The organism is Glycomyces sp. NPDC050141 (assembly GCF_055586545.1).
This window is the reverse complement of sequence record NZ_JBVJHZ010000006.1, coordinates 151,763-176,729: the sequence shown is the minus strand read 5'-3', so window position 1 is coordinate 176,729 and position 24,967 is coordinate 151,763. Positions and strand designations below refer to the sequence as shown.

Annotated in this window: 24 protein-coding genes, 2 tRNA genes and 2 pseudogenes; 10 read left to right on the top strand and 18 right to left on the bottom strand. The window is 66.4% G+C overall.

The genetic code is table 11. From position 1 onward, the window contains the following. Positions 1–22: 22 nt before the first annotated feature. Both ACZ60M_RS06165 and ACZ60M_RS06160 read right to left on the bottom strand, forming a co-directional pair. Complete coding sequence (locus ACZ60M_RS06165) at positions 23–529, bottom strand: hypothetical protein (RefSeq protein ID WP_465415208.1); 507 nt, start codon at positions 527–529, stop codon at positions 23–25. Positions 530–587: 58 nt separating this feature from the next. Then, a complete protein-coding gene (locus tag ACZ60M_RS06160; RefSeq protein WP_465415207.1) occupies positions 588–851 on the bottom strand; it encodes a hypothetical protein in 264 nt (87 codons plus the stop codon). Positions 852–919: 68 nt separating this feature from the next. Between ACZ60M_RS06160 and ACZ60M_RS06155 the strand changes: the two genes are divergently transcribed. Together ACZ60M_RS06155 and ACZ60M_RS06150 are read left to right on the top strand one after the other, a co-directional pair. Beyond that, the gene (locus tag ACZ60M_RS06155) at positions 920–1,246 is read left to right on the top strand and encodes a PadR family transcriptional regulator (protein ID WP_465415205.1); all 327 of its coding nucleotides are present in this window, start codon (positions 920–922) and stop codon (positions 1,244–1,246) included. Further along, a complete protein-coding gene (locus tag ACZ60M_RS06150; protein WP_465415203.1) occupies positions 1,247–1,990 on the top strand; it encodes a hypothetical protein in 744 nt (247 codons plus the stop codon). 67 nt (positions 1,991–2,057) lie between these two features. Here ACZ60M_RS06150 and ACZ60M_RS06145 read toward each other — a convergent pair whose 3' ends face one another. The 3 genes and pseudogenes from ACZ60M_RS06145 to ACZ60M_RS06135 form a co-directional block, all read right to left on the bottom strand. After that, a complete protein-coding gene (locus ACZ60M_RS06145) occupies positions 2,058–2,594 on the bottom strand; it encodes an NUDIX hydrolase (RefSeq protein WP_465415249.1) in 537 nt (178 codons plus the stop codon). Beyond that, entirely contained in the window at positions 2,594–3,496 is a 903-nt protein-coding gene (locus ACZ60M_RS06140; RefSeq protein WP_465415252.1) for a hypothetical protein, read from the bottom strand. The genes ACZ60M_RS06145 and ACZ60M_RS06140 overlap by 1 nt, the downstream gene beginning before the upstream one ends. Positions 3,497–3,601: 105 nt before the next feature. Continuing rightward, positions 3,602–3,784: pseudogene (locus ACZ60M_RS06135) on the bottom strand (helix-turn-helix transcriptional regulator); the annotation flags it as partial. Between the two features lie 200 nt (positions 3,785–3,984). On the opposite strand from ACZ60M_RS06135, the gene ACZ60M_RS06130 reads away from it, so the two are divergent. From ACZ60M_RS06130 to ACZ60M_RS06105, 6 genes and pseudogenes are all read left to right on the top strand, one after another. Continuing rightward, a complete protein-coding gene (locus tag ACZ60M_RS06130) occupies positions 3,985–4,575 on the top strand; it encodes a hypothetical protein (RefSeq protein WP_465415201.1) in 591 nt (196 codons plus the stop codon). Positions 4,576–4,658: 83 nt separating this feature from the next. Beyond that, on the top strand, positions 4,659–5,591 hold the full coding sequence (locus tag ACZ60M_RS06125) for a radical SAM/SPASM domain-containing protein (RefSeq protein ID WP_465415199.1): 933 nt from the start codon (positions 4,659–4,661) through the stop codon (positions 5,589–5,591). Positions 5,592–5,602: 11 nt separating this feature from the next. Beyond that, entirely contained in the window at positions 5,603–6,346 is a 744-nt protein-coding gene (locus ACZ60M_RS06120) for an AAA family ATPase (protein ID WP_465415197.1), read from the top strand. Continuing rightward, a complete protein-coding gene (locus ACZ60M_RS06115; protein WP_465415195.1) occupies positions 6,343–7,197 on the top strand; it encodes a phosphotransferase family protein in 855 nt (284 codons plus the stop codon). Before ACZ60M_RS06120 ends, ACZ60M_RS06115 begins: the two co-directional genes overlap by 4 nt. A gap of 284 nt (positions 7,198–7,481) precedes the next feature. Beyond that, positions 7,482–8,408, top strand: a complete 927-nt coding sequence (locus tag ACZ60M_RS06110; protein WP_465415194.1) for a replication-relaxation family protein — start codon at positions 7,482–7,484, stop codon at positions 8,406–8,408. Positions 8,409–9,232: 824 nt separating this feature from the next. Beyond that, a pseudogene (locus ACZ60M_RS06105) lies at positions 9,233–10,261 on the top strand (recombinase family protein); the annotation flags it as partial. A 396-nt stretch (positions 10,262–10,657) separates the two neighbouring features. Here ACZ60M_RS06105 and ACZ60M_RS06100 read toward each other — a convergent pair. The 13 genes from ACZ60M_RS06100 to dnaA all read right to left on the bottom strand — a co-directional run bounded on the left by ACZ60M_RS06100 (position 10,658) and on the right by dnaA (position 23,749). Then, positions 10,658–10,858 carry a hypothetical protein gene (locus ACZ60M_RS06100; protein WP_465415192.1) on the bottom strand — a complete coding sequence of 67 codons (201 nt, stop codon included), beginning with the start codon at positions 10,856–10,858 and terminating at the stop codon, positions 10,658–10,660. Positions 10,859–10,889: 31 nt separating this feature from the next. Then, positions 10,890–10,962 (bottom strand) — tRNA-Ala (locus ACZ60M_RS06095). Positions 10,963–11,066: 104 nt separating this feature from the next. Continuing rightward, entirely contained in the window at positions 11,067–11,198 is a 132-nt protein-coding gene (locus tag ACZ60M_RS06090; protein WP_218125197.1) for a DLW-39 family protein, read from the bottom strand. Positions 11,199–11,311: 113 nt separating this feature from the next. Next, positions 11,312–11,899 carry a flavodoxin family protein gene (locus tag ACZ60M_RS06085; RefSeq protein ID WP_465415190.1) on the bottom strand — a complete coding sequence of 196 codons (588 nt, stop codon included), beginning with the start codon at positions 11,897–11,899 and terminating at the stop codon, positions 11,312–11,314. 123 nt (positions 11,900–12,022) lie between these two features. Next, a tRNA-Ile gene (locus ACZ60M_RS06080) sits at positions 12,023–12,099 on the bottom strand. Positions 12,100–12,251: 152 nt separating this feature from the next. After that, positions 12,252–12,947, bottom strand: coding sequence for a DUF3566 domain-containing protein (locus ACZ60M_RS06075; RefSeq protein WP_465415188.1), 696 nt, complete (start codon positions 12,945–12,947; stop codon positions 12,252–12,254). Continuing rightward, positions 12,948–15,452 (bottom strand): DNA gyrase subunit A, encoded by a 2,505-nt coding sequence (gene gyrA / locus ACZ60M_RS06070; protein WP_465415186.1) that lies wholly within the window; start codon positions 15,450–15,452, stop codon positions 12,948–12,950. It lies immediately after the preceding gene. Between the two features lie 45 nt (positions 15,453–15,497). Then, complete coding sequence (gene gyrB, locus ACZ60M_RS06065; protein WP_465415185.1) at positions 15,498–17,456, bottom strand: DNA topoisomerase (ATP-hydrolyzing) subunit B; 1,959 nt, start codon at positions 17,454–17,456, stop codon at positions 15,498–15,500. Between the two features lie 286 nt (positions 17,457–17,742). Further along, positions 17,743–18,198 carry a DciA family protein gene (locus tag ACZ60M_RS06060; protein ID WP_465415183.1) on the bottom strand — a complete coding sequence of 152 codons (456 nt, stop codon included), beginning with the start codon at positions 18,196–18,198 and terminating at the stop codon, positions 17,743–17,745. Beyond that, on the bottom strand, positions 18,188–19,324 hold the full coding sequence (gene recF / locus ACZ60M_RS06055; RefSeq protein ID WP_465415181.1) for a DNA replication/repair protein RecF: 1,137 nt from the start codon (positions 19,322–19,324) through the stop codon (positions 18,188–18,190). Before recF ends, ACZ60M_RS06060 begins: the two co-directional genes overlap by 11 nt. 88 nt (positions 19,325–19,412) lie before the next feature. Further along, positions 19,413–20,288 carry a phosphogluconate dehydrogenase (NAD(+)-dependent, decarboxylating) gene (gene gnd / locus ACZ60M_RS06050; protein ID WP_465415180.1) on the bottom strand — a complete coding sequence of 292 codons (876 nt, stop codon included), beginning with the start codon at positions 20,286–20,288 and terminating at the stop codon, positions 19,413–19,415. A 70-nt stretch (positions 20,289–20,358) separates the two neighbouring features. After that, on the bottom strand, positions 20,359–21,507 hold the full coding sequence (gene dnaN / locus ACZ60M_RS06045) for a DNA polymerase III subunit beta (protein WP_465415178.1): 1,149 nt from the start codon (positions 21,505–21,507) through the stop codon (positions 20,359–20,361). Between the two features lie 394 nt (positions 21,508–21,901). Beyond that, positions 21,902–23,749, bottom strand: a complete 1,848-nt coding sequence (gene dnaA / locus ACZ60M_RS06040; protein ID WP_465415176.1) for a chromosomal replication initiator protein DnaA — start codon at positions 23,747–23,749, stop codon at positions 21,902–21,904. 597 nt (positions 23,750–24,346) lie between these two features. Between dnaA and rpmH the strand changes: the two genes are divergently transcribed. Next, positions 24,347–24,484, top strand: a complete 138-nt coding sequence (rpmH, locus tag ACZ60M_RS06035) for a 50S ribosomal protein L34 (protein WP_091053947.1) — start codon at positions 24,347–24,349, stop codon at positions 24,482–24,484. A gap of 60 nt (positions 24,485–24,544) precedes the next feature. Further along, positions 24,545–24,952: a ribonuclease P protein component gene (rnpA, locus tag ACZ60M_RS06030; RefSeq protein WP_465415173.1), complete on the top strand. Its 408-nt coding sequence runs from the start codon at positions 24,545–24,547 to the stop codon at positions 24,950–24,952. Positions 24,953–24,967: the final 15 nt, after the last annotated feature.

The following is a 24,967-nucleotide window of genomic DNA, read 5'->3' as shown; positions in this document are numbered from 1 at the left end:
CCGCAGCTTCACCAGGCCGCAATCAAGCTCGAATAGGAGCCGGACACTCGCCACCGTCAACGGTGGCTGCAGTGTGTCGACGGAACGCTTGCTCGGCCGCTTCGAGCGATCCGAATCCGAAGGTGGTATTTCCATCAAACTCGAGGTCCTCGTACCACAGCTGCAACCAAAGCATCTCGTCACAGCACCGGTACCCCGACCCGTCCTCGAAGTACTTCCCAAACCACCACAAGGTCCAGGAGAGTGCGTCAAGAAACTCGATTTCGCCGTCAAGGTACTGCCGAGCGACCTCGCTCACCCGCCGGATCACAACCGCCTCGCGTGGCGGGACAACCATCGCAAGCTCCACTGCCACCACTGGGATCAAGTCGCGGACCTCTAGCCGTTGGTCAGCGCCCAATCCCGCAAGGTCAACAAGGGCACTCCCTTCGAGGCCTCGCACGAGAGCGTGAGCTGCCTCCATCGGCACATCAACCCCCGAGTCAAAGCCATAGACGAAATCCTCAAAGACTCGAACCAACTGCTGCATCGCCCAAGCATGAGGCAGCGAGTTCGGACCTGCCAACATGTTTGCCCGGGCCCTAGCGTCATCGGTCAGCATCTTCTACGGAGTCGCTGGCGGTCAACGACAGCCGCACCGTCTCAAGGAGCTCGTCCTCCTCGATCATCGCCAACAGTTCGGGAGGACCGTAGACCTTCGTACCCGACAGATCCCAGCCCGCGAACAGCAACCAGGACCGACCATCCGCCCAGAAGCGCACGTCAAACGGCCGCGTCCCATCGAAAGCCAAACACACAATCATGTTCGAAAATAGGTCACATGTATGCAGCAGCGCGGCTACGGTCCTCACGCCCGACTACCGCTTTGGGGTCGACCCCTCGAACTCGATCGATTCTCTATGTATGTAGAGTTAGGTCCGTGAGGTATCCCTTCAAAATCACCGCCGCCACGCTGGATGTCATCGAGGTCCTGCTCACTGGCGATGACGAACTGTTCGGCCTGAAGATCGCCAAGGCAACCGGTCGTCAGACCGGGAGCATATATCCGATACTGATGCGCCTCGAGAACTGCGGGTGGGTAACAAGCGAGTGGGAGGGCGAGGACCCAAACCGCCGAGGTCCTCGCCGCCGATACTACGCTCTAGATCCCCGGTGGATTGGTAGCGCCAGATCTCTTGTCGCCGAGCGCCAGGCTCCGCGCCGGGAAGCATCGGCAGGCTTCCAGCCCGGATTTGCGGGGGCTTAGGTGACCGTTCAGATTCTGATCTTTCTCGCAGTATCCGTTCTTCTTCCGCTGACTCTTGCAGAGCTCACCGATTGGTGTCCACGCCTCTCGACCAGAATAGTCTCCTGGGTAGCGAAGCGGCTCGGCAGTCAGGCTGAAGCGCAACGCTACGAAGAGGAATGGCTAGCCATCCTTGAGACAGTTCCGGGAAAACTCTCGAAGCTATTCATGGCACTGGGATTCTTGGTACGCCTCCGCAAAATGCGGCCAATGATCGAAGCTCGAGGCCGGGGTAACGAGCAACAAGCGCGTGAGTCCGAGTCCGAAAATCACATTACTGATAGCGCAGCTCCCGGCCGAACAATTAGCGACTATGTTTCAGTTGCTGGGGATGAAATTAACGTTACTAGACGCCGAATGGAAGCTGAACTTCATGAACGCTTCCGGAAATTCCTAGAGCAGGAACAACATCGTGTTAGAAGGCTAGAAATTTCCATAAAAGGCGAGCATTCGCGATATCTTACGGACATTTATGATGAGACTGCCAACAGTCTCTACGAAGTTAAGAGCAACGCTAATCGAACTTCTATCAGGCAAGCGATTAGCCAGTTGCTTGACTACCGCCGCCATATTCACCCACATCCAGTCAATATCGGAATTGTAGTACCGAATGACGTAAATGATGATCTAAGGGATCTAGCAGCATCTCTTGGAATCAATATCATCTACCCCGAAGGAGACCGATTTATTGGTGTTCCAAAATGATTGAGCAGAACCAATCCTCCCATTAGTGGGGCATCAGAATCCCAGGACTCGATTCGGGCTGCTGACCCTAGTTACCTACGCCGGATTCAGTAGAGAGACATAGCAGCCCGACCATTGTTGTCCCGGAGCTGATGTCGCCCTTGGCAATGAGCGCGGGAATGTCACTGAGTGGAACCCATTCGATCCGCTCCGATTCAAAGCTGTCAGCAGGGTCGCCAATCTGTTCTGCGTCTTGGGCTTTGAAGATGTGGTGCTCGGCTGTCATGAGCCCGGGCGAGGGCTGGGTGTAGACCAAAGGTGTGAGCGGACCGGTTGATCGCCAGCCGGTTTCTTCTTCTACCTCGCGGCGGGCGGCTTGTTCGGGGGTTTCGCCGGGTTCGATGCCGCCGATGGGGATTTCCCAGCCCCATGTGTCGGTTATGAAGCGGTGGCGCCAGAGGAGGAGAACCTTCTCGTCCTTGACGACGACGGCTCCCGCTCCGGGGCCGGTTTCGATGAGGCGGTGGTCGAGGTGGCGGCCATCGGGGAGTTCCACATCTGCGGTTTGCAGGTGGACCCACTGGTCGCGGTAGAGAGTTCGCTTGGAGTTGACCTGCCAGCGCATCATGCTCCCGGTTCCGCGAGTTGGACTTCGGCGCGTTCGAGCGTACTCGCCACATCAGGTTCCGCCGAGTACGGGCGGAGAGCGCTGACGACGCTGGTGAGGCGGTCGTGGAGTCGGCCGGATTCCATGCCGACTGCGCGGTCGAGCATGGTGGCGGCCGCAACGCCGGCTCCTTCGATCTCGCCTTGGGCGGTGAGAACGAGGGCGTAGCCGGCCCAGCGGTGGACTTGGCCTCGCAGGTGTGTCTTAGGTGCGGTGCGGACAGCCTCGTCGGCGTAGGTGCGCGCGGCGCTGGTGTCGCCGAGGCGGCGGAGTGCTTCGGCGGTCTGGAGTTGGACCAGGCCCGGGGTCATGTAGGAGGCCTCGGGCAGATCAGGGCCGTCCCAGACGCGTTCGGCGTGGGTTTCGGCGGCTTCGAGGTGGCGATGGCAAGCGCTGGTGGTTCCCATGCGGGCGTGGGCTTTCGCCGCGAGGCTGTGCAGGTCGCAGGCTAGTGCGGGATTGAGCTGGTCGCCGAGGGTGTCGAGCACGGTTTCGGTGTGGTCGAGAACTTGGCCGAGTTCTCCCAGATACATCGCTTGGTTGGCGAGTAGGGCATGGAGGTAGCCCTCGAATTGCAGGTCGGCGGCGGCGCGGGCGAGTCCGAGGGCTTCGGCGAAGCGGGCGGTGGCGGCCATCTGGTGGTCGGCGTCGTAGGCGCAGATCCCGGCGAAGGCGGTGAGGCTTCCGGCGGCGCGGAACATCTGGCGACCGAGGTTGTTCTCATATGCGCTTCGCAGCATCGGAGTGATTCGCTGGTCGAGGATGGCGCTGATCCTCGGGAGCGTCGGCACGCCGCCGACGCGACGGTACATCTCCTGGAAGTGAGCGCGGGTCTGTTCGATCCGGAGAAGGTCCTCCACGCTCACCGCATTGCGGATGGGCGCCTGAACGATCGAATGCTTCGTAGATCGCTGCCAAGCCGGTGTCGTGGCCCGTGGACCGTCGCTGGATAGCAGCCGTTCGAGTTGAGCTGCCTCAACGTCGAGCAAGGCGGCGAGTTTCAGTCTGATCCAAGGCTGGGGGTCGGTCTCTCCTCGCTCCCAGCGGGAGAAGGTGGAGCGTTCGACACCGAGCTTTTCGGCTGCCTTCTCCTGACTGAGGCCGAGTGACTTGCGGCGTCGGATGAAGTCCTCACGTCGCTTTTCCACGCCTCACCTCCACCTCGGAACCGCGCAACTTCCCAGGTCAACGCTTTGATGCCTCATCCGTGCCTCATGAGTGCGTCATCGATGCTCTGGTTTGGACGGTTTGGTCCTGTTGGAATCAAGGCTACGGGCGGACAACCGACCGGCGCAAGACGCCGTTCGCCCGATCAGGAGACCGACACGGCAGGTGAAGGGTGGATCTGATGGCAAGCAGGGCCATGCAGAGGACGAACCAGGGCAGCACAGCCGGATTCGAGATCCTTGGCGAGTGGCAGACCGCGACCGGAAACGTGCTGCGGCTCAAAGCCCGCCGCAAGACCGGATACGCCTCGATCTGGCTGGACTACAACGGCAACCCGATCAAGATCGGATACGCCGCCCACGCTGGCGGAGTAGTCCGCGAGGTTCGATGGGAACCACCCTGGAACGAGCGGACCGCGGCCTGGAAAGTCCAGCAGCGCAACCACATCGCCGCACTCATCGCCGACTGGCACGCCGAGAACATCCGACCCATGCATCCGGAGCCGCTGCCCACGAGCGTGATCGGCGTATTCGCACTCGACGGCTTCCGGTTCGCGATCGAACCCACCACTGCCGACGAGCACGCAGTGCTGAGCCTGGTGAACACCGCGAACGGCCTCACGCCGGTAGCCGACCTGCTCCATGAGCACGGCCGGATCTGCGGCCTCGCGACCCGCCCCGGATGGAAGGGCACGCCCGAGGACCGCAAGCGCCGCTGGCGCGCTGAATCCCAAGCGATCCTCGCCCGCACCGCCGAGCAAGGGCACCTCTGACTTTCTCCCTTCAGCGGAGCCGCCGTGGTGGGCGGCGGCTCCGCTCCCCACTGTCCGACCACCTCATCGAGAGGATTCCGTCCATGACCGATGTCCTGAAAGTCCGAGCGCCTGAAGAGGTCTCGTTCCTGTGGCTGGAGATCACCGGCAAGTGCCAGCTCGAATGCGGGCACTGCTATGCAGAGTCGGGTCCCAGCGGATTGCACAGCCGACTGGCCGCAGAAGTATGGTTCACCGTCATCGACCAGGCGGCCCAGCTCGGTGTTCGCATGGTGCAGTTCATCGGCGGCGAGCCCACCCTGCACCCGGATCTCCCGCGCTTGGTCGAGCACGCTCTGACGGTTGGACTGGAGGTTGAAGTGTTCTCCAACCTCGTACGAGTCACGCCGCGACTGTGGGAAGTGTTCGGGCGTGATGGCGTCCGACTGGCCACCTCGTACTACTCCGATTCAGCCGCCGAGCACGCAGCGATCACCGGACGAGACACCTTCCGTCAGACCAGGGCCAACATCGCCGAGGCAGTTCGGCAGCGAATCCCACTCCGTGTCGGAATCGTCCAGGTCGAAGACGACCAGCGTGTCGAAGCCGCGCGTCTGGAACTCGTCTCGCTCGGGGTCACCGACATCGGCTTCGATCGTCTCCGTGAGGTCGGCCGCGGCGTCCGCGGTGGCGCGCAGGGTGAAGCGCAGCTCTGCGGGAACTGCGCGGACGGTGTCGCGGCGATCGGACCGGATGGAGCGGTGTGGCCGTGCGTCTTCTCGCGTTGGCTTCCGGTCGGCAATGTCCAGACTGAGCCTCTTGCCGCGATCATGGCCGGTGCATCCTGGAAGCAGACACGCACGCGGCTGCGCGAGCAGTTCGCCGAGCGCGTGACACCTTCGGGTGGCCTTGAGCCTGTCGCGATGCCGTGCGTGCCGAACATGTGCAACCCGGACTGCGGGCCATCCTGCTCCCCGGCGTGCCGCCCGGCGAACAACTGCCGTCCGGTGGGAGCATGTGTGCCGTCGTACAGGTGAGGTGAATCGAGTTGCTGGTAGAACGGGTCAAGATCGACGACGAGATCGATGCGTCCTCGTGGCCGTTCGATCTGCCTCCGGTCCAGTCCCTCGCTGATGTGGGACTGGCCCTCACTCGGCCCGTGACGTTCTTGGTCGGCGAGAACGGCTCAGGCAAGTCGACCATCGTCGAAGCCATCGCGGAAGGCTTCGGCCTTGATTCGCAAGGCGGCCGTGCCGGCCGAAAATACGGCAACGACCGCGAGAAGACACCGCTCGGAGAGGTCATCAGCCTCGAATACACGCGGGCCGGATCACGCATGCAGTCCGGCCCGCGAGCGAAGAAGCGAGGCTTCTTCCTCCGGGCCGAGACGGCATCCGGGCTCTTGAACTTCGTCAGCGGCATGAGCGGCTACTGGGACGAGAACGTCGCCGAGATGAGCCACGGCGAAGGGTTCCTGACCGTCCTAGAGACGATGTTCGCCGAACCAGGCCTCTACCTCATGGACGAGCCCGAAGCAGCTCTCTCGTTCACGTCGTGCCTGCGGCTGGTCACGCTCATGCACCAGCTCGGCGAGATAGGAGCACAGGTCATCTGTGCAACGCACTCTCCAATCCTCGCCTCAACGCCGGGCGCCGACATCATCGAGGTCGGCGAACACGGCCTCGAACGCGTCCCGTGGGAGGACCTGGAACTCACCGCTCACTGGCGTAGGTACATGAACGACCCGAACTCGTACCTGCGGCACCTCTTCGGCGATGAAGGAGCAGCGTGACCGAAGAGTCGGCCAGCCCTGCGGATGAGCGTTTCAAGGCCTTCATGCTCCACAACCTCGCGAAAGCGGCCGAGACCTTCGACGCCGTGGTCACCAGGGAACCTCGTTTCGGCTGGTACCTGCGTTCCGCGAGTGCTCAAGCTGAGCATCCAGAACACGGGACCTGCTGGCTGCGCGTCCACTCCGAGCCCTTCGCCACGGCTGGCGGCGACACCTGGACGGGCAACGTCGAAGCCGAGCAGATCACTGGCGTCGCCAAACCACACATCCTTGCCTTCGATGACTGGGATGACGAGAGATGGGGAAGAAGCCAGCGAGCCGAACTCTCGACCCTCATCCGCGAAGCCGCAGTCTCCTCGAACGAGTTCGCAGCGGCCTCCCTTGATTCGCCTGCCGGTTGGTGGAACGACCTCCGTCGGAATCTACGGAACCTCGCAGACGTCGACACTGAGCGCAAGCGGGTGACCCAAGCAGAGCTCAGCCGCCGTATTCGCGTCTTCTGGGGCGACGCGGTCGAGCCGACCGTTGAAGACTGGGTCTGCGCACACGGCGACCTCCACTGGAGCAACGTCACCGCCCCGAACGTCGTGCTGCTGGACTGGGAGCACTGGGGCATGGCACCACGCGGATTCGACGCCGCGACGCTCCTGTGCTTCAGCCTCCTCAACGCGTCGGCTGCTGCCCGTGTCCAGGTCGAGTTCGCTGAAGAACTTCAGTCGCCTGACGGTCGGCTCGCACAGCTCGCCGTCATCGCCAGGCTTCTTCTCCGCGCCGAAACCGGCGACTTCCCGGAGCTTGTACTCCCACTGCACCAGCTCGCTCAGGATGTAATCGCCACGTATCCCAGGTAGAGGTGCCCCCAGAAAGCGAGTCGTGACCTGTCACAAGCTGTCACGAGCTCTTGCGGGTGGTCCTTTTCCGAGTCACACTCGGCGGTCACGGCCGCTGCTCGGGGCGTTTTCGCATCTCAATGCGGGGCGCTCCGGCTCGGCCGCCAGCAAAGTGCCGATTGCGACGGGAGGGTCGTTCTGCAAGTCCGTGTGTTCCGTATGTGCGGAAGCGAGCATCACCGGGGTACCGATAGGGGCTCCGGTCGTCAGTGTGCCGTCTGGCTGGTACCTGGTGGTGAGGTCTGATGGGCTCGTGGCGTGCGCCGTCGGCACCGGCTTCGTCGGTGCGGGAAGTCGCGCACCGGTTGACCGCGCGGGACTTCGCGATCGTCGCGGACCTGGCGCGGTTCCGATTGTTCACGCTCGTGCAGTTGGAGCGGCTGTTCTTCGATTCGAACTCCTCAGCTCGGGACCGGATCGCGACGCTGACCGAGATGGGCGTGCTCCAGCGGTTCCGGCCCCACACTCGCGCGGCCTTCCGCTACCTGCTGGGGCTGCACGGTCTCAAGCTAGTCCACGCAAACCGCGTCGAGGACTACGAACGCGACCCCGTCGGCCCGATCCTCGGCGAGCGGAAGCCCAAACCCGGCCGGGTGCCGTCGAAAGCATCGGCGGAGGCCTATGCCGAGCGGATCATCGCCTCGGCCCACCGTTCGCATCTGGAGGGCTGCAACGACTTCTACTCGCGCTTGGTGCACTCCTGCCGGAAAGACGGCGCGATGGAGCTGACGCGTTGGTATACCGAGGCCGAGGCCGACAGCATTTCGCCCATGGTCGACATGCGCGCCGACGGCGCCTTCGACCTCGCAGCGCCACATGGCACGGCGGCAATCTGCTACGAGTACGACACCGGCACCGAGCCCCTGGCGCGGCTGGTGAGGAAGGCCGAAAGCTTCGCGAAAGACGCCGAGCGCAAGCTGAACATTCGCCGCGAACATGTCGAAAGCGGCCTCTACCAGGACTACCGCGTCGTCGGGTACATGGTCATCGAGCTGACCAAACCCCTCCGCGAAGCCAACTTCCATCGCGAGCTTGCGCAGCGCGGCAGCTGGTTCCCGGTCGCCACGACCACGATCGACCGCTCGGCAGACCCGCTCGGTCCGATCTGGCGACAGGTCCGCTCCGAGTCAGGGTCGAGGCGCCACCTCGCCTTGCTCACCGACTTCCGCTGAGCCAGCCAAGCGCGCCGAGCAGGGTGTCACACTGCGCGCGACGGCTCCCGCGGCAACACCCGTCGTCAGGCCCGCGAGGGGTCCCGAGTCATGGACCGAAGCCCGGCGACCCCCGTTTCCCCAGCTCGCCGTGAATAATCGGCCAGCCCGGTGGCCCTCCTACTTCTGTATTTTCTTTTACTCCAGAACTTCTTTTACGGCATATCCGGCGAGCAAGCTCGCCCCCGCCAACCGCTGGCCTCATTCCAACGCAACCTGGCCCGCACCTCCCGTCTTCCGCCCGTGCCTGCCCCCTCACCGCTCGTCTACTCCCGCGTTCCCCACTTGCAGTACTTGACTCGTGACAGAACCACGAGTTACCTTCGATGGACCTTGGTCCTGAGGACGGCGTGAGACCCCACGCTTGAGCCCGAGAACTCCTACACCGGTCACTGCCGCCTGCCCGTGCCGGGCTCCTGGCCTCAGCCCAGTCGAAGCTGATCATCAGTCGAGCCAGACTGTCTGCGATCGCATCTGCCGAGACCTGCCGACTCGGAAAACCCGTTCGCGCAAAGGCTCGTACCCCTACCGAGGTCGAGCTACGGTCGCCACCAGGGCCGCTACCTGGTGTTTTGCCTGGCGGTGGAGGCGGTGAGCCGGGTCCCGAAGCGGATTCGCGTCACCGGGGCGCGGCGGGAAGTCATCGATACCGACCGCTTGGCCGCACTGCTGCTTCGCGCCGCCAAACGCGCTCAGAACGCCGCTGACACGCCAACGGCGGACGCCGGGCATCCGGGCCAGGACGCGGCCCCGGACGACGATGACCAGATCGAGAGGGACGCGGCATGAACGGCCAGCAGGACAAGACGAGCGAGACGCGAACCGGCGGTAGGGCGGTGGTGTACCTGCGGGTCTCCTCGCGCGGGCAAGTCGACACCGACTACGACCCCGAAGGGAACTCGATCCCCGCCCAACGCAAAGCCTGCACAGCGCTCGCCGAACGCATAGGCCTGGAGATCGTGGACGAGTACGTCGAACCGGGCAAGTCGGCCCGCTCCATCGACGGCCGCCCCGCGTTCCGCAAGATGATGGGCCGCATCCGCAACCAACACGACGCCGACTACATCATCGTGTACATGCGCTCGCGGCTCTTCCGCGATGCCACCGACGCCGGGCTCACCAAACGCGAACTCCGGAGCCTGGGAGTGGCGATCCTGTCCGTGAAGGACCCCACCGACGACTCGCCAACCGGCGACCTCATGGCGCACATGGTCGACGGGTTCAACGAGTACCAGTCCCGAGTCTCGGGGCAAGACATCGCCTACAAGATGGAAGCCAAAGCCGCCCGAGGCGGCACCCCCGGCAAACCGCCGCTGGGGTACCTCAACGTCCGCGAGACCGTCGACGGCCGCGAGATCCGCACCATCGCCCTCGATCCCGACCGGGCACCACTGGTGAAAATGCTCTTCGAGCAGTACGCGACCGGGCAGCACTCGTTCCCGGGCCTGATGAAGCTCGCAACCAGCGCCGGACTGCGGTCCCGGCCGACGCGCAGGTACCCGGCCGGATCGCCCCTCTCGATCAAGAAGATCGGCCAGATGCTCCGCGACCGCTACTACCTCGGCTACGTCACCTTCAACGGCACCGAGTACCCCGGCCGGCACGAGAGGCTGATCGAGCCGGAACTGTTCGACAAGGTCCAGACCGTGCTCTACGACGAGCACGGCGCGGGCGTGCGCGAACGCAAATGGGACCACTACCTCAAAGGTCTCGTCTGGTGCGGCAGGTGCGGCCGCCGGTTGATCATCGAGCGCGCCAAATCCAAGACCGGCCGCCTCTACTTCTACTACCTCTGCTTGTCCCGCAACGAGAACGGCTCCTGCGACCTGCCCCGGTTCGCCGTCGCCGACGTCGAGCGCACCGTCGCGGCCCACTACGCCACCATCGCCTTCACGCCTGCCGAGGCCTCCAAGACCCGCAGCAGCCTCGCCAGCGCTGCCGCCTCCGACCACAGCACCACGAAAACGTTGCGTCGCAACCTCAAACGGGAACGCGCACGGCTCGACGTGCTCGAAAACCAGATCATCGAGCTCCTCGGCCACCCCGACTGGCCCACCGACAAACTCACCGCCAGAATCCAAGACATCCACACCCAACGGGAGCGCATCGACGCGCAGCTCACGGCCGACGCCACCCCGCGCCTCGACCAGGCCGCAGACATCGTCACGCCGTTCCTCGACCTCCTGGCCGACCCTCGCAGCCTCTACGAGTCATTCACCGACGACGACCGCCGTACCCTCAACACGATCTGCTTCACCAAGCTCCAACTCGACGCCGACGAAACCCGCACCCCGGTCATCACCACCAGCGAGACCAGCGCGACCATCGCCCCGCTCCTGACCTACCTCGACCAGCAACGCGAAAGCGGCACCAACCCGGAGGCTGGTGCCGCTGACGTCCACGATCTTCATATGGGTCTGGGTTCAAGGCCAGACCTTGTTGTGGAGCCTAGGAGAATCGAACTCCTAACCCCCTGCTTGCAAAGCAGGTGCTCTGCCAATTGAGCTAAGGCCCCTCGGTCAGTCGCGCGGACGAGACTGGACCTGTACAAGTATCGCCGCAGGGCTCACCGCAACAGCGAGGATACCCGGATCGCAGTGAGCTGGCTAACGCGATTCGCTAGCGAACGTCCTCGGCGGAGGTGGTGGCCTCGTGCCACAGGGTGCGGTCGTCGTTGATCGACTTGACCTTCTTGGCCACTACGAACGCGACCGTGGCCACCCCGGCGACGATCAGAATCTTCTTCCACATGGACCCAGGCCCCTTATATCAGAGATTGCCGCGTACAGCAACGCCGTGATCGGCATTGCACGATGCGCCTCAGCATAGCGAACCGCGACCCGCCCGGCCGCCGGGCGTGCCTGTCAGTAGAGCACGCCGGGGGTCTCGGCCTCGGGATTGAAGAACGTCTTCGCAGCCCGATGCGCCCGGTCGTCGCTGTCCACGTCACCAGGGCGGGAACCGTAGCCGAGGAGCACGCCCTGCCACTCCATCTTCAGGTACTCGCCGCTGAGGCGCAGCGTCCCGGCCAGCGGCTCGGCCACGCCCGGGGCGCCGTCGCCGTGCGCGGTGACGGCCCACAGGCGGCGGCCCGCCATGCGGGCCTTGAAGTCCAGGCCCGGCACGCGCAGCCAGCCCGACCAGTAGTCGAGGTAGTTCTTCACTGAAGCGCTCACCGAGTACCAGTACAGCGGCGAAGCGATCACGATGTCCGTGGCGGCCAGGGTCGCGTCCTGCACGATCTGCTCGGCGCCCTCAGCGGACGGCGTCGTGCCGTCCCCCGCGTGGCGGCGGTCGGTGAACGGCGGCAGGCCCAGCTCGCCCAGGTGAATCCAGCGCTGCGCCGCACCCGGCTCGAGGTGCTCGGCCGCGGCGCGAGCGAGGGCCTCGGTGTTGCCGCCGGTGCGGGCGCTGCCGAGGAGGAACAGGAACGAGCGGGGGGCGTCGGGCATGGTCAGGCTGCTTTCTCAAGGGATCGGGTCCGCTAGGTGCAAGGCTCGGGGGAGGCCCGGCTATTCCGAGGGGCGGCGTTCGCCACAGGGCATGAAAAAACCCGCCGGTAAACGGCGGGTTGTTGGTGGGCGTACCAAGACTCGAACTTGGGACCTTCGAGTTATCAGCTCGACGCTCTAACCACCTGAGCTATACGCCCTTGCAGGTTGCCTGCCTTATCGGCAGCGCTGAGAAAGATTACCTCATGCCCCGCCGATTCTCCCAACAGGCCCCCTGCCTGAAGGGACGGCCGTCACTGGGAACGCGGATGCCCGCGGCCGGGAAGGCCGCGGGCATCCGTTTCAGTCGCTACTAGTCGCGTTCGGCGAGCGTCACCTCGACGCCGCCCACGAGGTCGGCGCACACGTTGTAGATGAACGAGCCGAGCGTCGCCAGCGCCGTGAACAGCACCATGTTCACCACGCCGAGCAGGGCCGCGGCCCCGATGACGCCCTTCGCGGTGATCCGGAACGCCTCAGTGCCTCCGGCCGCGTCGTCGGCGTTCGAGCCCATGAGCATCTGCAGCATGTCGTTGACGGTGTCGAACACGCCCATCGCGTCGAGCGCGATGTACAGGACCGTCGTCGCCACGACCATCACGATGAACAGCACGATCGAGACGGCGAACGAGAACTTCATCACCGACCACGGGTCGATCCGCTTGAGCCGCAGGCGGGCCCGGCGCGGACCGCGGGCGGCCGCCTGGCTCACCGCAGCGCGCGCGGCGCGGACCGCGTCGGCGACGCGGGCCGAGGAGGCCACGCCAGCGGCCTGGTTGGCCGCGGTGTTGCCCGTGGGCGGGGACGGGACCGACTCCGGCGTGACCGGCGGCGGCGTCATGCCCGGCGGGCGGCGCAGCGTCAGCGTCTGGTCATGGGCGGGAGCGGGCGGCGACGAGACCGAGGACAGGGCGTCATCGGATTTCGCCGGCTCGGACGCCGCGGAGTCGAACTCCGGGACGTCGTCTTCGCGCTCGGTCGCCGCAGCGGTGGCCTTCGCGTCGGTCATCTACTCGTCCTGCCCCTCATCGGGTTCCGGTTCCTCGGCGCTCTGGGTGATCGCGAGCAGCGAGACTTCTTCGGGCAGGTCGATCAGCTTGACGCCCATAGTGTTGCGGTCCGAAGTCTGACGGACCGGCTGCACCGGAGTCCTGATGACGCCTCCCTCCGAGGTGATCGCGAACAGCTCGTCGTCCGGCGTCACCGACAGCGCCCCAACCAAGTCGCCGCGCCGTTCCGTGATCTTCGCGGTCAGGACGCCCTTGCCGCCGCGGCCCTGCTGCGGATACGCGTCGACCGGAGTGCGCTTCGCGTAGCCGCGGCTGGTGGCCACGAGGATGTCCATATTATCGCGCAGAACGATCATGGTGAGCAGTTCGTCGTCCCCGACGAACCGCATCCCGATCACGCCGCTGGTCGCGCGGCCCATGGGCCGCAGCGCGTCGTCGGTCGCCTGGAAGCGGATCGACTGCGCCTTGCGCGAGACCAGCAGCAGGTCGTCCTCCTGCTGGATCAGCGCCGCGCCCACGAGCTCGTCGCCGTCGCGCAGGTTGATGCCGATCAGGCCGCCCGTGCGCGGCGAGTCGAAGTCCGTGAGCTTCGACTTCTTCACCAGGCCGTTGCGGGTCGCCAGCACCAGGTACGGCGTGACCTCGTAGTGGGCCAGCTGGATGACCTGCGCGATGTGCTCGTCCGGGCCGAACGCGAGGATGTTCGCCACGTGCTGCCCGCGGGCCGTGCGGCTCGCCTCCGGCAGCTCGTACGCCTTCGCGCGGTACACGCGGCCCTTGTTCGTGAAGAACAGGATCCAGTCGTGCGTGGTGCACACGAAGAAGTGCGAGACGATGTCGTCCTGCTTCAGCTGCGCGCCCTGGACGCCCTTGCCGCCGCGCTTCTGCGAGCGGAACGAGTCGGTCTTGGTGCGCTTGACGTACCCGCCGCGGGTGATCGTGACGACCACGTCCTCGCGGGCGATCAGGTCCTCCATGGACACTTCGCCGGCGTCCGGCATGATCACCGTGCGCCGCTCGTCGCCCCAGCGGGCCACGACCGCGCCCAGCTCCTCGCGCACGATCATGCGCTGGCGCTCGGGCTTGGCGAGGATGTCGGCCAGGTCGGCGATCTTCGTCTCGATCTCGGCGAGCTCGTCGATGATCCGCTGCCGCTCCAACGCCGCGAGGCGGCGCAGCTGCATGTCGAGGATCGCGACGGCCTGCACTTCGTCGACGTCGAGGAGGGTCATGAGGCCCTGCTTCGACTCCTCGGCCGAAGGCGAGCGGCGGATGAGCGCGATCGTCTCGTCGAGCAGGTCGAGGGCCTTGGCGAGGCCGCGCAGGATGTGGGCGCGCTCCTCGGCCTTGCGCATCCGGTACTGGGTGCGGCGCACGATCACTTCGATCTGGTGCGCCACGTAGTAGCGGACCATCTGCGCGATGTTCAGCGTGCGCGGGACGCCGTCGACCAGGGCGAGCATGTTCGCGCCGAACGTGTCCTGCAGCTGCGTGTGCTTGTACAGGTTGTTGAGCACGACCTTCGGGACCGCGTCGCGCTTGAGCACGACGACGATCCGCATGCCGGTGCGGCCGGAGGACTCGTCGCGGATGTCGGCGATGCCGCCGAGCTTGCCCTCCTTGACGAGGTCGGCGATGCGCTCGGCGAGGTTGTCCGGGTTGACCTGGTAGGGCAGCTCGGTGACGACCAGGCAGGCGCGGCCCTTTGAGTCCTCTTCGACCTCGATGACGGCGCGCATGCGGATCGAGCCGCGGCCCGTGCGGTACGCGTCCTCGATGGCGGCGCGGCCCAGGATCGTTGCGCCCGTGGGGAAGTCGGGCCCGGTGATGATCCCGAGGATCGCCTCCAGGGCCTCTTCCTCGGTGGCCTCCGGGTGCTCCAGGCACCAGTCGACGGCCGCGGCGACCTCGCGCAGGTTGTGCGGCGGGATCTTCGTGGCCATGCCGACCGCGATGCCCTCGGAGCCGTTGATGAGCAGGTTCGGAATCCGCGAAGGCAGGATCGTGGGCTCGGTGGTCTTGCCGTCGTAGTTCGGCTCGAAGTCGACCGACTCCTCGTCGATGTCCCGCAGCATCTCCATCGCGAGCGGCTCGAGGCGCGACTCGGTGTACCGGTGCGCGGCCGCCGGGTCGTTGCCCGGGGAGCCGAAGTTCCCCTGGCCGTCGATGAGCGGGTACCGCAGGCTCCACGGCTGCGCCATGCGCACGAGCGAGTCGTAGATCGCGGAGTCGCCGTGCGGGTGGAACTGGCCCATCACGTCGCCGATGACGCGCGAGCACTTGACGTACCCGCGGTCGGGGCGGTAGCCGCCGTCGTACATCGCGTACAGGATCTTGCGGTGGACGGGCTTGAGGCCGTCACGCACGTCGGGCAGCGCGCGCCCGACGATCACGCTCATCGCGTAGTCGAGGTAGGAGCGCGACATCTCCACCTCGATGCCGACCGGCTCGATGCGGCCGTGGCCCTCCGGGATCTCAAGCTGGTCTTGGTTGTTCTCAGGCACCAGTGCTTCCTTGCTTGTCAGTCGGAACGTGGTCGGCGGGCCGTCTTAGATATCCAGGAACCGGACATCCTTGGCGTTCTCCTGGATGAAGCGGCGGCGGCTCTCCACGTCCTCACCCATCAGGACGCTGAAGAGCTCGTCTGCGGTTGCCGCATCATCGAGCTGAACCTGGAGCAGGTTGCGCTGCGCGGGGTCCATGGTCGTCTCCCACAGCTCGGTGTAGTTCATCTCACCGAGACCCTTGTAGCGCTGGACGCCCTCGGAGCGGCGCGGGTCCGCCTTGCCGGAGGCGATGCCCTCCTCGATGAGGCGGTCGCGCTCGGCGTCGGAGTACGCGTAGGAGACCTGGTCGCCCTTCTTGTTCCACTTGATCTTGTACAGCGGCGGCTGGCTCATGTAGACGTGGCCGAGCTCCACCAGCGGGCGCATGAAGCGGAACAGCAGCGTCAGGAGCAGGGTGTTGATGTGGTGGCCGTCGACGTCGGCGTCCGACATCAGGATGACCTTGTGGTAGCGGAGCTTCTCGGCCTCGAACTCCTCGTGGATGCCGGTGCCCAGGGCGGTGATCATGCCCTGGACCTCGTTGTTCTTGAGGATCTTGTCGAGGCGGGCCTTCTCCACGTTCAGGATCTTGCCGCGGATGGGCATGATCGCCTGCGTGCGCGGGTTGCGGCCCTGCTTCGCGGAGCCGCCGGCCGAGTCGCCCTCGACGACGAAGATCTCGCACTCCTCCGGGTTCGTCGACTGGCAGTCGGCCAGCTTGCCCGGCATCGAGGAGGACTCCAGCAGGCTCTTGCGGCGCGCGAGCTTGCGGGCCTGCGCGGCGGCCTTGCGGGCGTTCGCCGCGCTGGAGGCCTTCTGGATGATGATCCGCGCTTCCTTGGGGTGGCGGTCGAGCCAGTCGGGAAGGTGCTCGTTGCAGGCCTTCTGTACGAAGCTCTTGACCTCGGTGTTGCCGAGCTTCGCCTTCGTCTGGCCCTCGAACTGCGGCTCGCGCAGCTTCACCGAGATGATCGCGGCCAGGCCCTCGCGGATGTCCTCGCCCGAGAGGCGGTCCTTCTCGGACTTGATGATCTTCTTCTCGAGGCCGTACTTGTTGATCGTGTTCGTCAGCGCGGCGCGGAAGCCCTCTTCGTGGGTGCCGCCGTCGTGCGTGTTGATGCCGTTGGCGAACGTGTAGACCGACTCGCCGTAGGACTCGTTCCACTGCATGGCGATCTCGAGGGTCTGCTCGGGCTCCTCGGCGCCGAAGGCGACCACCGACTGGTGGATCGGCGACTTCGCGGCGTTGAGGTGGCGCACGAAGTCGGCGATGCCCTCGTCGTACTTGAAGACCACCTGGCGGACGTTGCCGTCGGCGTCGTGGTGGTCGGGGCGCTCGTCCCGCAGCGTGATCGACAGGCCGCCGTTGAGGAACGCCATCTCCTGGAGGCGGCGGTAGACGGTGTTGTAGTCGAACTCGAGGGTCTCGAAGATGTCGCCGTCGGGCCAGAAGGTGAGGATCGTGCCGGTGGTGTCGGCCGCCTCGCCCTTCTCCAGCGGCCCAGGCTGGGCGTGCTTGTAGTCCTGGCGCCACACGTGGCCGTCGCGGCGGATCTCGATCGAGACCCGGTTCGACAGCGCGTTCACGACCGAGACGCCGACGCCGTGCAGACCGCCGGAGACCGCGTAGGTCTGGGAGTCGAACTTGCCGCCCGCGTGGAGGACCGTGAGGGCCACCTCGACACCGGGCTTCTTCAGCTTGGGGTGGAGGTCGACCGGGAAACCGCGGCCGTTGTCCTCAACGGAGACGCCGCCGTCCTCGGTGAGGGTGACGACGATGTCGGTGCAGTAGCCCGCCAGGGACTCGTCCACCGAGTTGTCGACGACTTCCCAGATGAGGTGGTGCAGGCCGCGCTCGCCGGTCGAGCCGATGTACATGCCCGGGCGCTTCCTGACGGCCTCGAGGCCTTCGAGGACTTGTAGCGAGCCAGCGCTGTACTCGTCCTGCTGCTTCGCCGCCACCGGCAACTCCTTCTGTCGTCGTTCACGGTCAGTAGTGAAAAGTTAGTCCATGGCTGTGACACTTTTCAGCCATCTGGCCTCGGACCTGCCTGAATGTCTGGTCCAAAGGGGCCCGTAGGCGGGCCGACCATGGCGACGGCCGGACGCTGCGAGCGCCGGCCGGACCGCATCCGTCAAGTCTACTTGGCCCGGGCATCTGTAACCGCTTCCGTGCGCCTCGTTGTCGTCACAGTCGCATCGAGGGGCGGGGACATGAACCCCCCTACGGACTCAGGGGTGCGCGGCTTCAGAACGTGTCACGGGAGCCATTAAACCGTACGCGGCGCGGGCCGAAGGAACGAGTCGGCTGCGTCGGACCCACGATCTTCAGGCGCTTGACGACGCTCGGGCCCAGCGCCGCCGCCAGCTTGCCGTGGATCTGGCGGGAGAACAACCGCAGCTGGGTGGCCCAGGCGGTGGACTCGGCGATGACGAGCAGCTCGCCGTTCTCGAGTTTGTCGGGGCGGCAGTGGCTCGCGATGTCGGGGCCGACGATGGCCTCCCAGCGGCCGAACACCGAGGCGTCGGCCACTTTGCGCGTCCAGCCGTTCTTGCGCACGATCTGGGTGAGGAGGCTCCCGAGCGTCTCGGGGTCGCGCTTGTCGGGCCCGGGACCGGACCACTCCTTGCGGAAGCGCGGGTCGTCGGACTTGCCGCGCCTGCGGGGGCGCGGGCGGTAGTCGTAGCCGCCGTTAAAGGACACGCTTGACCTCGCCTTCCCACACGTCGTATCGCGCGCCGGTGAGCCGCTCGGGGACGTCCCCGGCGACGGCGCACGTGATGAGCGTCTGCGGGGCGGCCTCGGCGTACTCGGCGAGCCGCTCGCGCCGCGTGGCGTCGAGCTCGGCGAATACGTCGTCGAGGATGAGGATCGGGGCGGTGCCGTCGGAACGCAGGAGTTCGAAGGCGCCCAAGCGGAGTGCGAGCGCGACCGACCAGGTCTCGCCGTGCGAGGCGTAGCCCTTGACCGGGAGCGAGCCGAGCTGGAGGTCGAGGTCGTCGCGGTGCGGGCCGACGAGGGTGGAGCCCCGCTCGACCTCCTTGGCGCGGGCGGCCGCGAGGGCGGCGCCCAGGCGCGCGGTGAGGACGTCCTGGTCGGCGGTGAGGTCGGCGCCGAGTTCGGACTCGTAGGCGAGGTGCACTTCGGCGCGGCCGTCGGCGATCTTCGCGTGGGCCTTGGAGATCGGCTCGGTCAGGTCCTCCAGGAGGGCGAGCCGCCCGGCCATGAGCTCGCCGCCGTGGTGGGCGAGGTGCGCGTCCCACGCGTCGAGGGTGGCCATCTCGGCGCCGCCGGGGCCGCGGCCGCCGGTCTTCTTCGCGAGGTACGCGGTGCGCAGGAGGGTGTTGCGCTGCTTGAGGACCCGCTCGTAGTCGGCGCGGACACCGGCGTAGCGCGGGAAGCGCGCGCACAGCAGCTCGTCGAGGTAGCGGCGGCGCGCGGACGGCTCGCCGCGCACCAGCGCCAGGTCCTCGGGGGCGAACGCGATGGCCTTGAGCGCGCCGATGATCTCGCGGGGGCGGGGGAGGGCGGTCTTGTTCAGGCGGGCCTTGTTCGACTTGCCGGGGACGATCGCCAGCTCGGCGAGGAGGCGGCGGGAGTCGTGGAGGATCTCGGCGCGGACGACGGCCTGCTCGCAGCCCTGGCGGACCAGGGGGGCGTCGGAGGAGACGCGGTGGGAGCGGAGGTTGGCCAGGTAGACCAGGGACTCGACCAGGTTGGTCTTGCCGTGTCCGTTGGGGCCCACCAGGATCGAGATGCCCTCGTCGAACAGGACTTGGGCGTGCGCGTAGGACCTGAAGTCCTTCAGTTGCAGCTCTCGTACACGCACGCCTCTATGATGCCCGTCGGCCTTCCCCGGAATGCACGGAGTGCCGAGACTGCGTCCCGGCACTCACAGCAGTTCGATATGTGGATCGCTACTCGGACTTGACGGCGTGGCCGCCGAATTGGTTCCGGAGGGCCGCGACGGCCTTCATCGCCGGGGAGTCCTCCTGGCGGGAGGTGAAGCGCGCGAACAGCGACTCGGTGATCGCCGGGAGCGGGACGCGCAGGCGGATGCCCTCGTCCACGGTCCAGCGGCCCTCGCCGGAGTCCTCGACGTAGCCCTTGACGCGGGCCAGGTCCGGGTCGTCGCTGAGCGCGCGGTCCATGAGGTCGAGCAGCCAGGAGCGGATCACAGTGCCCGAGCGCCAGGACTTGAAGATCTCCGGCACGTTGTCGACGTACTCGGAGGCCTCGAGCAGCTCGTAGCCCTCGGCGTAGGCCTGCATCATGGCGTACTCGATGCCGTTGTGCACCATCTTGGCGTAGTGGCCGGCGCCGACGCCGCCCGCGTGCACGAAGCCGAACTCGCCTTCGGGCTTGAGCGCGTCGAAGATCGGCATGAGCCGCTGGACGTCCGCCTCGGCGCCGCCGACCATGAGCGCGTAGCCCTCGGTGATGCCCCAGACGCCGCCGGAGACGCCCGCGTCGACGTAGCCGATGCCGCGCTCGGCCAGGAGCGCGGCGTTCACGGCGTCGTCGGTGAAGCGCGAGTTGCCGCCGTCGATGACGATGTCGCCCTCGGAGAGCAGCTCGGCGAGCTCCTTGACGGTTGACGTGGTGGGATCGCCGGCCGGGACCATGACCCAGACGGCCCGCGGGCCCTCGAGGGCGGCGGCGAGTTCGGCGAGCGAGCCGACGTCGGCGACGTCGGGGTTGCGGTCGTAGCCGACGACCTGGTGTCCAGCCTTTTCGAGCCGCAACTTCATGTTGCCGCCCATCTTGCCGAGCCCGATCATGCCGAGTTGCATGTCGCGCCCCCTTTCAGGTGTTCCGCGGTTGAGCGAAGTACGCGCCAGGGTCACTCACGTCGTTGTGCGGTCAGGCGTCCCAACGCAATGGTTGCAGCATGTACAGGTACACGTCGTGGTTTGTGTCAGATTCCTCATCTTCGGGCGCGGGCTGCCCGGTCATCACGACCGGCTTGCCGAGCTCGTTCATCTTGAAGGCCGTGTACGGGGCGTCCACAGCGGACAGACCGTCGAGCAGGTAGGTCGGGTTGAACGCGATCTTGCCCGGCTCGCCTTCCAGCGTGCAGTCCATGGCCTCGGAGGCCTTCGCGTCCTCGGCGCCGCCCGCCTCGACCACGAGGCCGTCCTCGTCGAACGAGAGGCGGATCGGCGAGTTGCGGTCGCCGACGAGCGCGACGCGGCGCGCGACCTCGATGAGCTCGGAGGTCTTGACCCGCAGGGTGGTCGCGTACGAGGTCGCCAGGAGGCTGCGCAGCGGCGGCAGCTGGCCGTCGAGGACGCGCGAGGTGGTCTGGCGGCCGCCCGCGATGAAGCCGATCATGCCGGGGGCGCCTTCGCCGCCGGTGGGGACGGCGATCGTCACGGGGCCGGAGAAGGTCCCGAAGGTGCGGGCGGTGTCCGCCAGTGCCTTGGCGGGTACGAGGACGGTGACGGCCACGTCAGAGGCCCCGGGCTCCCACGAGGAGTCGCGGATGGCCATGCGGTAGCGGTCGGTGGCGAGCATGCCGATGCCGCCGCCGGTCATCTCGACCTGGACGCCGGTCATCGTCGGCAGGGTCTCGTCCTTGCCCGCGGCGACGGCGGTCTGCGCGACGGCCTTCGCGAACTCGTCCGCGTCGATGGTGCCGATGGCCTCGGGCATCTGCGGGAGGCTCGGGTAGTCCTCGAGCGGCATGGTCGGCAGGGTGAACCGCGCCGAGCCGCACGTGAGCTCCGCGTGGGGGCCGTCGACGACGAAGTCCACGGGCTTGTGCGGGAGGGCCTTGACGATCTCGGCGAGCAGCTTGCCGGAGACCAGGGCGGTACCGGCGGACTCGCCGGTGACGTCGACGGTGACGCGGGTGGAGATCTCGTAGTCGAAACCGGAGATCGTCAGCTTGCCCTCGTCCACGGAGAGGCGGGCGCCCGCGAGGACCGGGACCGACGGGCGGGCCGGGAGGCTCTTCGCGGTCCAAGAGACCGCGTCGGCGAAGGTGTCTCGGTCAACTTGGAACTTCATGGGTTTGCTCCTTCGCGGCTGTTGCTCGGTTGTTCACAGCGCTATTACTAATGAACTCTCTATAGATATAACTGTCGTCGTAGTCGTCGGTGCTGTGGAAACTGTGGAAAACCCGCCTTTTCGCAGGTCTTCCCGGTTGCGGGGTTGTGGACGGACTGTGCATAACCTGTGGATGAATCAGGAGCTTATCCACAGCCTCCGACAATCGCCGAGTTTTCCACATCTCATCCACAGGTCTGTCCACAGCTTATCCACAGGTTATGCACAGGGTTACCCACAGGAAAATCGCGAGTCGGAATCGCACTCCCGCGTGTTATCCACACGCTGTCCACAGGCTTTCCACAGAAATTCGCGGTTATGCACAGCTTTTCCACAGAGTTATCCACAGGCCCGCTCATTCGCCGGTGTGTTTCAAACGGTTCGTCAATTCGGCGATCTGCGTGTAGAGCGCCCGGCGCTCGGCCATCTGCTTGCGGATCTTCTTGTTCGCATGCATGACCGTGGTGTGGTCGCGGCCCCCGAACGCCTGGCCGATCCGCGGCAGCGACATGTCCGTCAGCTCCCGGCACAGGTACATCGCGACCTGGCGGGCGTTCACGAGCACCCGCGAGCGCGAGTTCCCCTTGAGGTCGGCCGCCTGCACGCCGAAGTAGTCGGCCGTGGCCTGCATGATCTGGTCGACCGTGACCTCGGTGTTCTTCCCGCTCTCGGGGATGATGTCGTGCAGGACCTCCTCGGCCAGGCCGAGGTCCACCGGCTTGCGGTTCAGGCTCGCGTACGCGGTGACGCGGATGAGCGCGCCCTCGAGCTCGCGGATCGAGTGGTGGATCTGGGTCGCGATGAACTCCACCGCGTCCGTCGGGATGTTCAGGTCGTCCTGCACGGCCTTCTTGCGCAGGATCGCGATGCGGGTCTCCAGGTCCGGCGGCTGGATGTCCGCGAGCAGGCCCCACTCGAAGCGGGTGCGCAGCCGGTCCTCCAGGGTCTGCAGCTGCTTCGGCGAGCGGTCCGAGGAGATCACCAGCTGCTTGTTCGCGTTGTGCAGCGCGTTGAAGGTGTGGAAGAACTCCTCCTGCGTGCGCTCGCGGTCCATGAGGAACTGGATGTCGTCGATGAGGAGGATGTCGACATCCCGGTAGCGGCGCTGGAAGGCCTGCTGGCGCCGGTCCGAGAGCGAGTTGATGAAGTCGTTCGTGAACTCCTCGGTGGTCACGTACCGCACCGACTGGGCCGTGCCCAGGTCGTGCGCGTAGTGGCCCACGGCGTGGAGCAGGTGCGTCTTGCCCAGCCCGGAGCCGCCGTAGAGGAACAGCGGGTTGTAGGCCTTCGCGGGCGCCTCGGCCACGGCGAACGCCGCCGCGTGCGCGAAGCGGTTCGAGGAGCCGATGACGAACGTGTCGAAGTTGTAGCGCGGGTTGAGCCGACCCACCCCGTCGACGGCCTTCACCGGCGCGGTGGTGCTGTGCGCCTTGGTGATCCCGCCCCGGCGGGCCGGGTCCGGGTCGTCCGAGGGCGGGGGCGCGACCGGCGGCATCGCGCCGTGCTCCTTGTTGCCCTGGCGCGCGGCCGACTCCGAGAGGACGCGCTCGAGCTCGTCCCCGGGCGGCTCGGGCGGGTGGTCGTCCCAACGGGACTGCACCTCGGCGGGAGCCTCCGCCGGGCGCACCGGCTGGTGCGGGATCGCGGCGGGCCGTTCGGGCTCGGGAGCCTCCGCGGGCTCGGGCGCGCGCGGCGCCTCCGCGTCACCGGGACGGAAGGAAGAGGTGTCGAACAGGCTCGGCGGGTTCTGCGCCTGCATCGGCTTGCGGGGCGCGGGCGGCTCCACCGGCTCCTCGACGTGCCGCTCGACAGGCTGCTCGATGACCGGAGGCTGGTCGAACTGGGGCCGCTCGAAGACGATCGTGGCGTCCGGGGCGGCGGAACCGTTCACCGGCGCCTCGACGACCGGCTGGGGCTCCTCGCTCACAGGCGCGGGCTCGGCCTGCTTCTCCTGCAAGGTGACCGCGATCTGCGTCGGCTGGCCCAGCTGCCGGGAGAGGGCCTCGCTGATCGGCACGCGCAGCTTCGACTCGAAGGCCGAACGCGCGAACTTGTCGGGGGCTGCGACGATGAACGTGCCGGGCATCGACAGGACCGGCTGCGACAGCCGCATCCAAGCCGACTGCTGGCGGGTGAGCGCCGACGCGTCAGCCAGCTCGGCGGACACCGCCGACCAGACTGCCGACAGATCTTGGTCGGTCACCTTCGCCATCCCTCGCTTCTTCTGTCCATGAACGGGCTGTTTCGCGAAGTTCGGGGGCCGCACCAGGTAGGCTCCGATACAGGCGATCCGCACCGCCGCACCCGGTTATCCCCAGTGCGCTCCAGCAAGTTTTCCACAGGTTATCCACAGGCCTTCAGCTGGCCTGTGCACATGCGCGCCTTGTGACAATGTTTCCTGAATCACGGTCATGACCTGCGTTTTTATGTGAGCCCGCCGACGAAGCCGTTCGGGTGATTCTGAAGTCGTCCGCGAGTCGCGCAAAGTTATCCACAGGCAGCTCGCGAGGGCCGCGACGCTCCTGCACAGGCCCCGGTCGTCCGCGTGCGGACGTTCGCGGAAGGACAGTGCCGACCCCGCCCGAAGGGGCACCCCGCGGTGGCGACGGTCCGGACGCGGCGAGTAACATGAGCGAGTTGCCCTCTCGAACGAGAGGGGCGTGCCACACCCGCCGTCCGCGGCGCGGGCGCTGTATGAATGCCCTGCTAGGCTGTTCTCCGCGTCCCCGTAGCCCCAAGTCAGGGGCTGGGCCCGAGGTCCGGCGCAGCAGCAACTTATTTGTAATGGGAGACATCCGTCGTGAGCAAGCGCACCTACCAGCCGAACAACCGCCGTCGCAAGCGCACCCACGGCTTCCGGCTGCGCATGCGGACCCGTGCCGGCCGCGCCATCGTCAACGCGCGCCGCAACAAGGGTCGCAAGCAGCTGACCGTCTGAGCGCTTGCCTCCCGGTCCCTTGCGGCTCTAGCTAAGGGCCTCGACGAGGACGTGATCCAAGTGCTTCCAGCCGACGCGCGCATTCGCAGCAGCCGGGACTTCGGTTCGGCGCTCAAGCGAGGCCGCCGCGCCGCCCGCGGCGGCGTCGTCGTGCACTGGGCACCTGCGATCGCTCAGAACGAAGACCTAGCGGCCCAGCCGCCGACACCGCCCGCCGCCGATGCGAACCGCACGGCGCGGGCGGGTTTCGTCGTCTCCAAGGCCGTCGGCAACGCGGTGGCGCGCAACAAGGTGAAGCGCCGCCTCCGGCACGCCGTCGCCGCCGAACTCCCGCACTGGCCCCCCGGGACCGACGTCGTAGTCCGCGCCACCCCGCGCGCCGCCGAACGCGACTTCGCCCAGCTCCAGCGCGACCTCACCGAGGCCGTGGAGTCCGCCCGCAAGGCCTCCCGCCGGAGCACGCCATGACGCACGCCGCGGCCG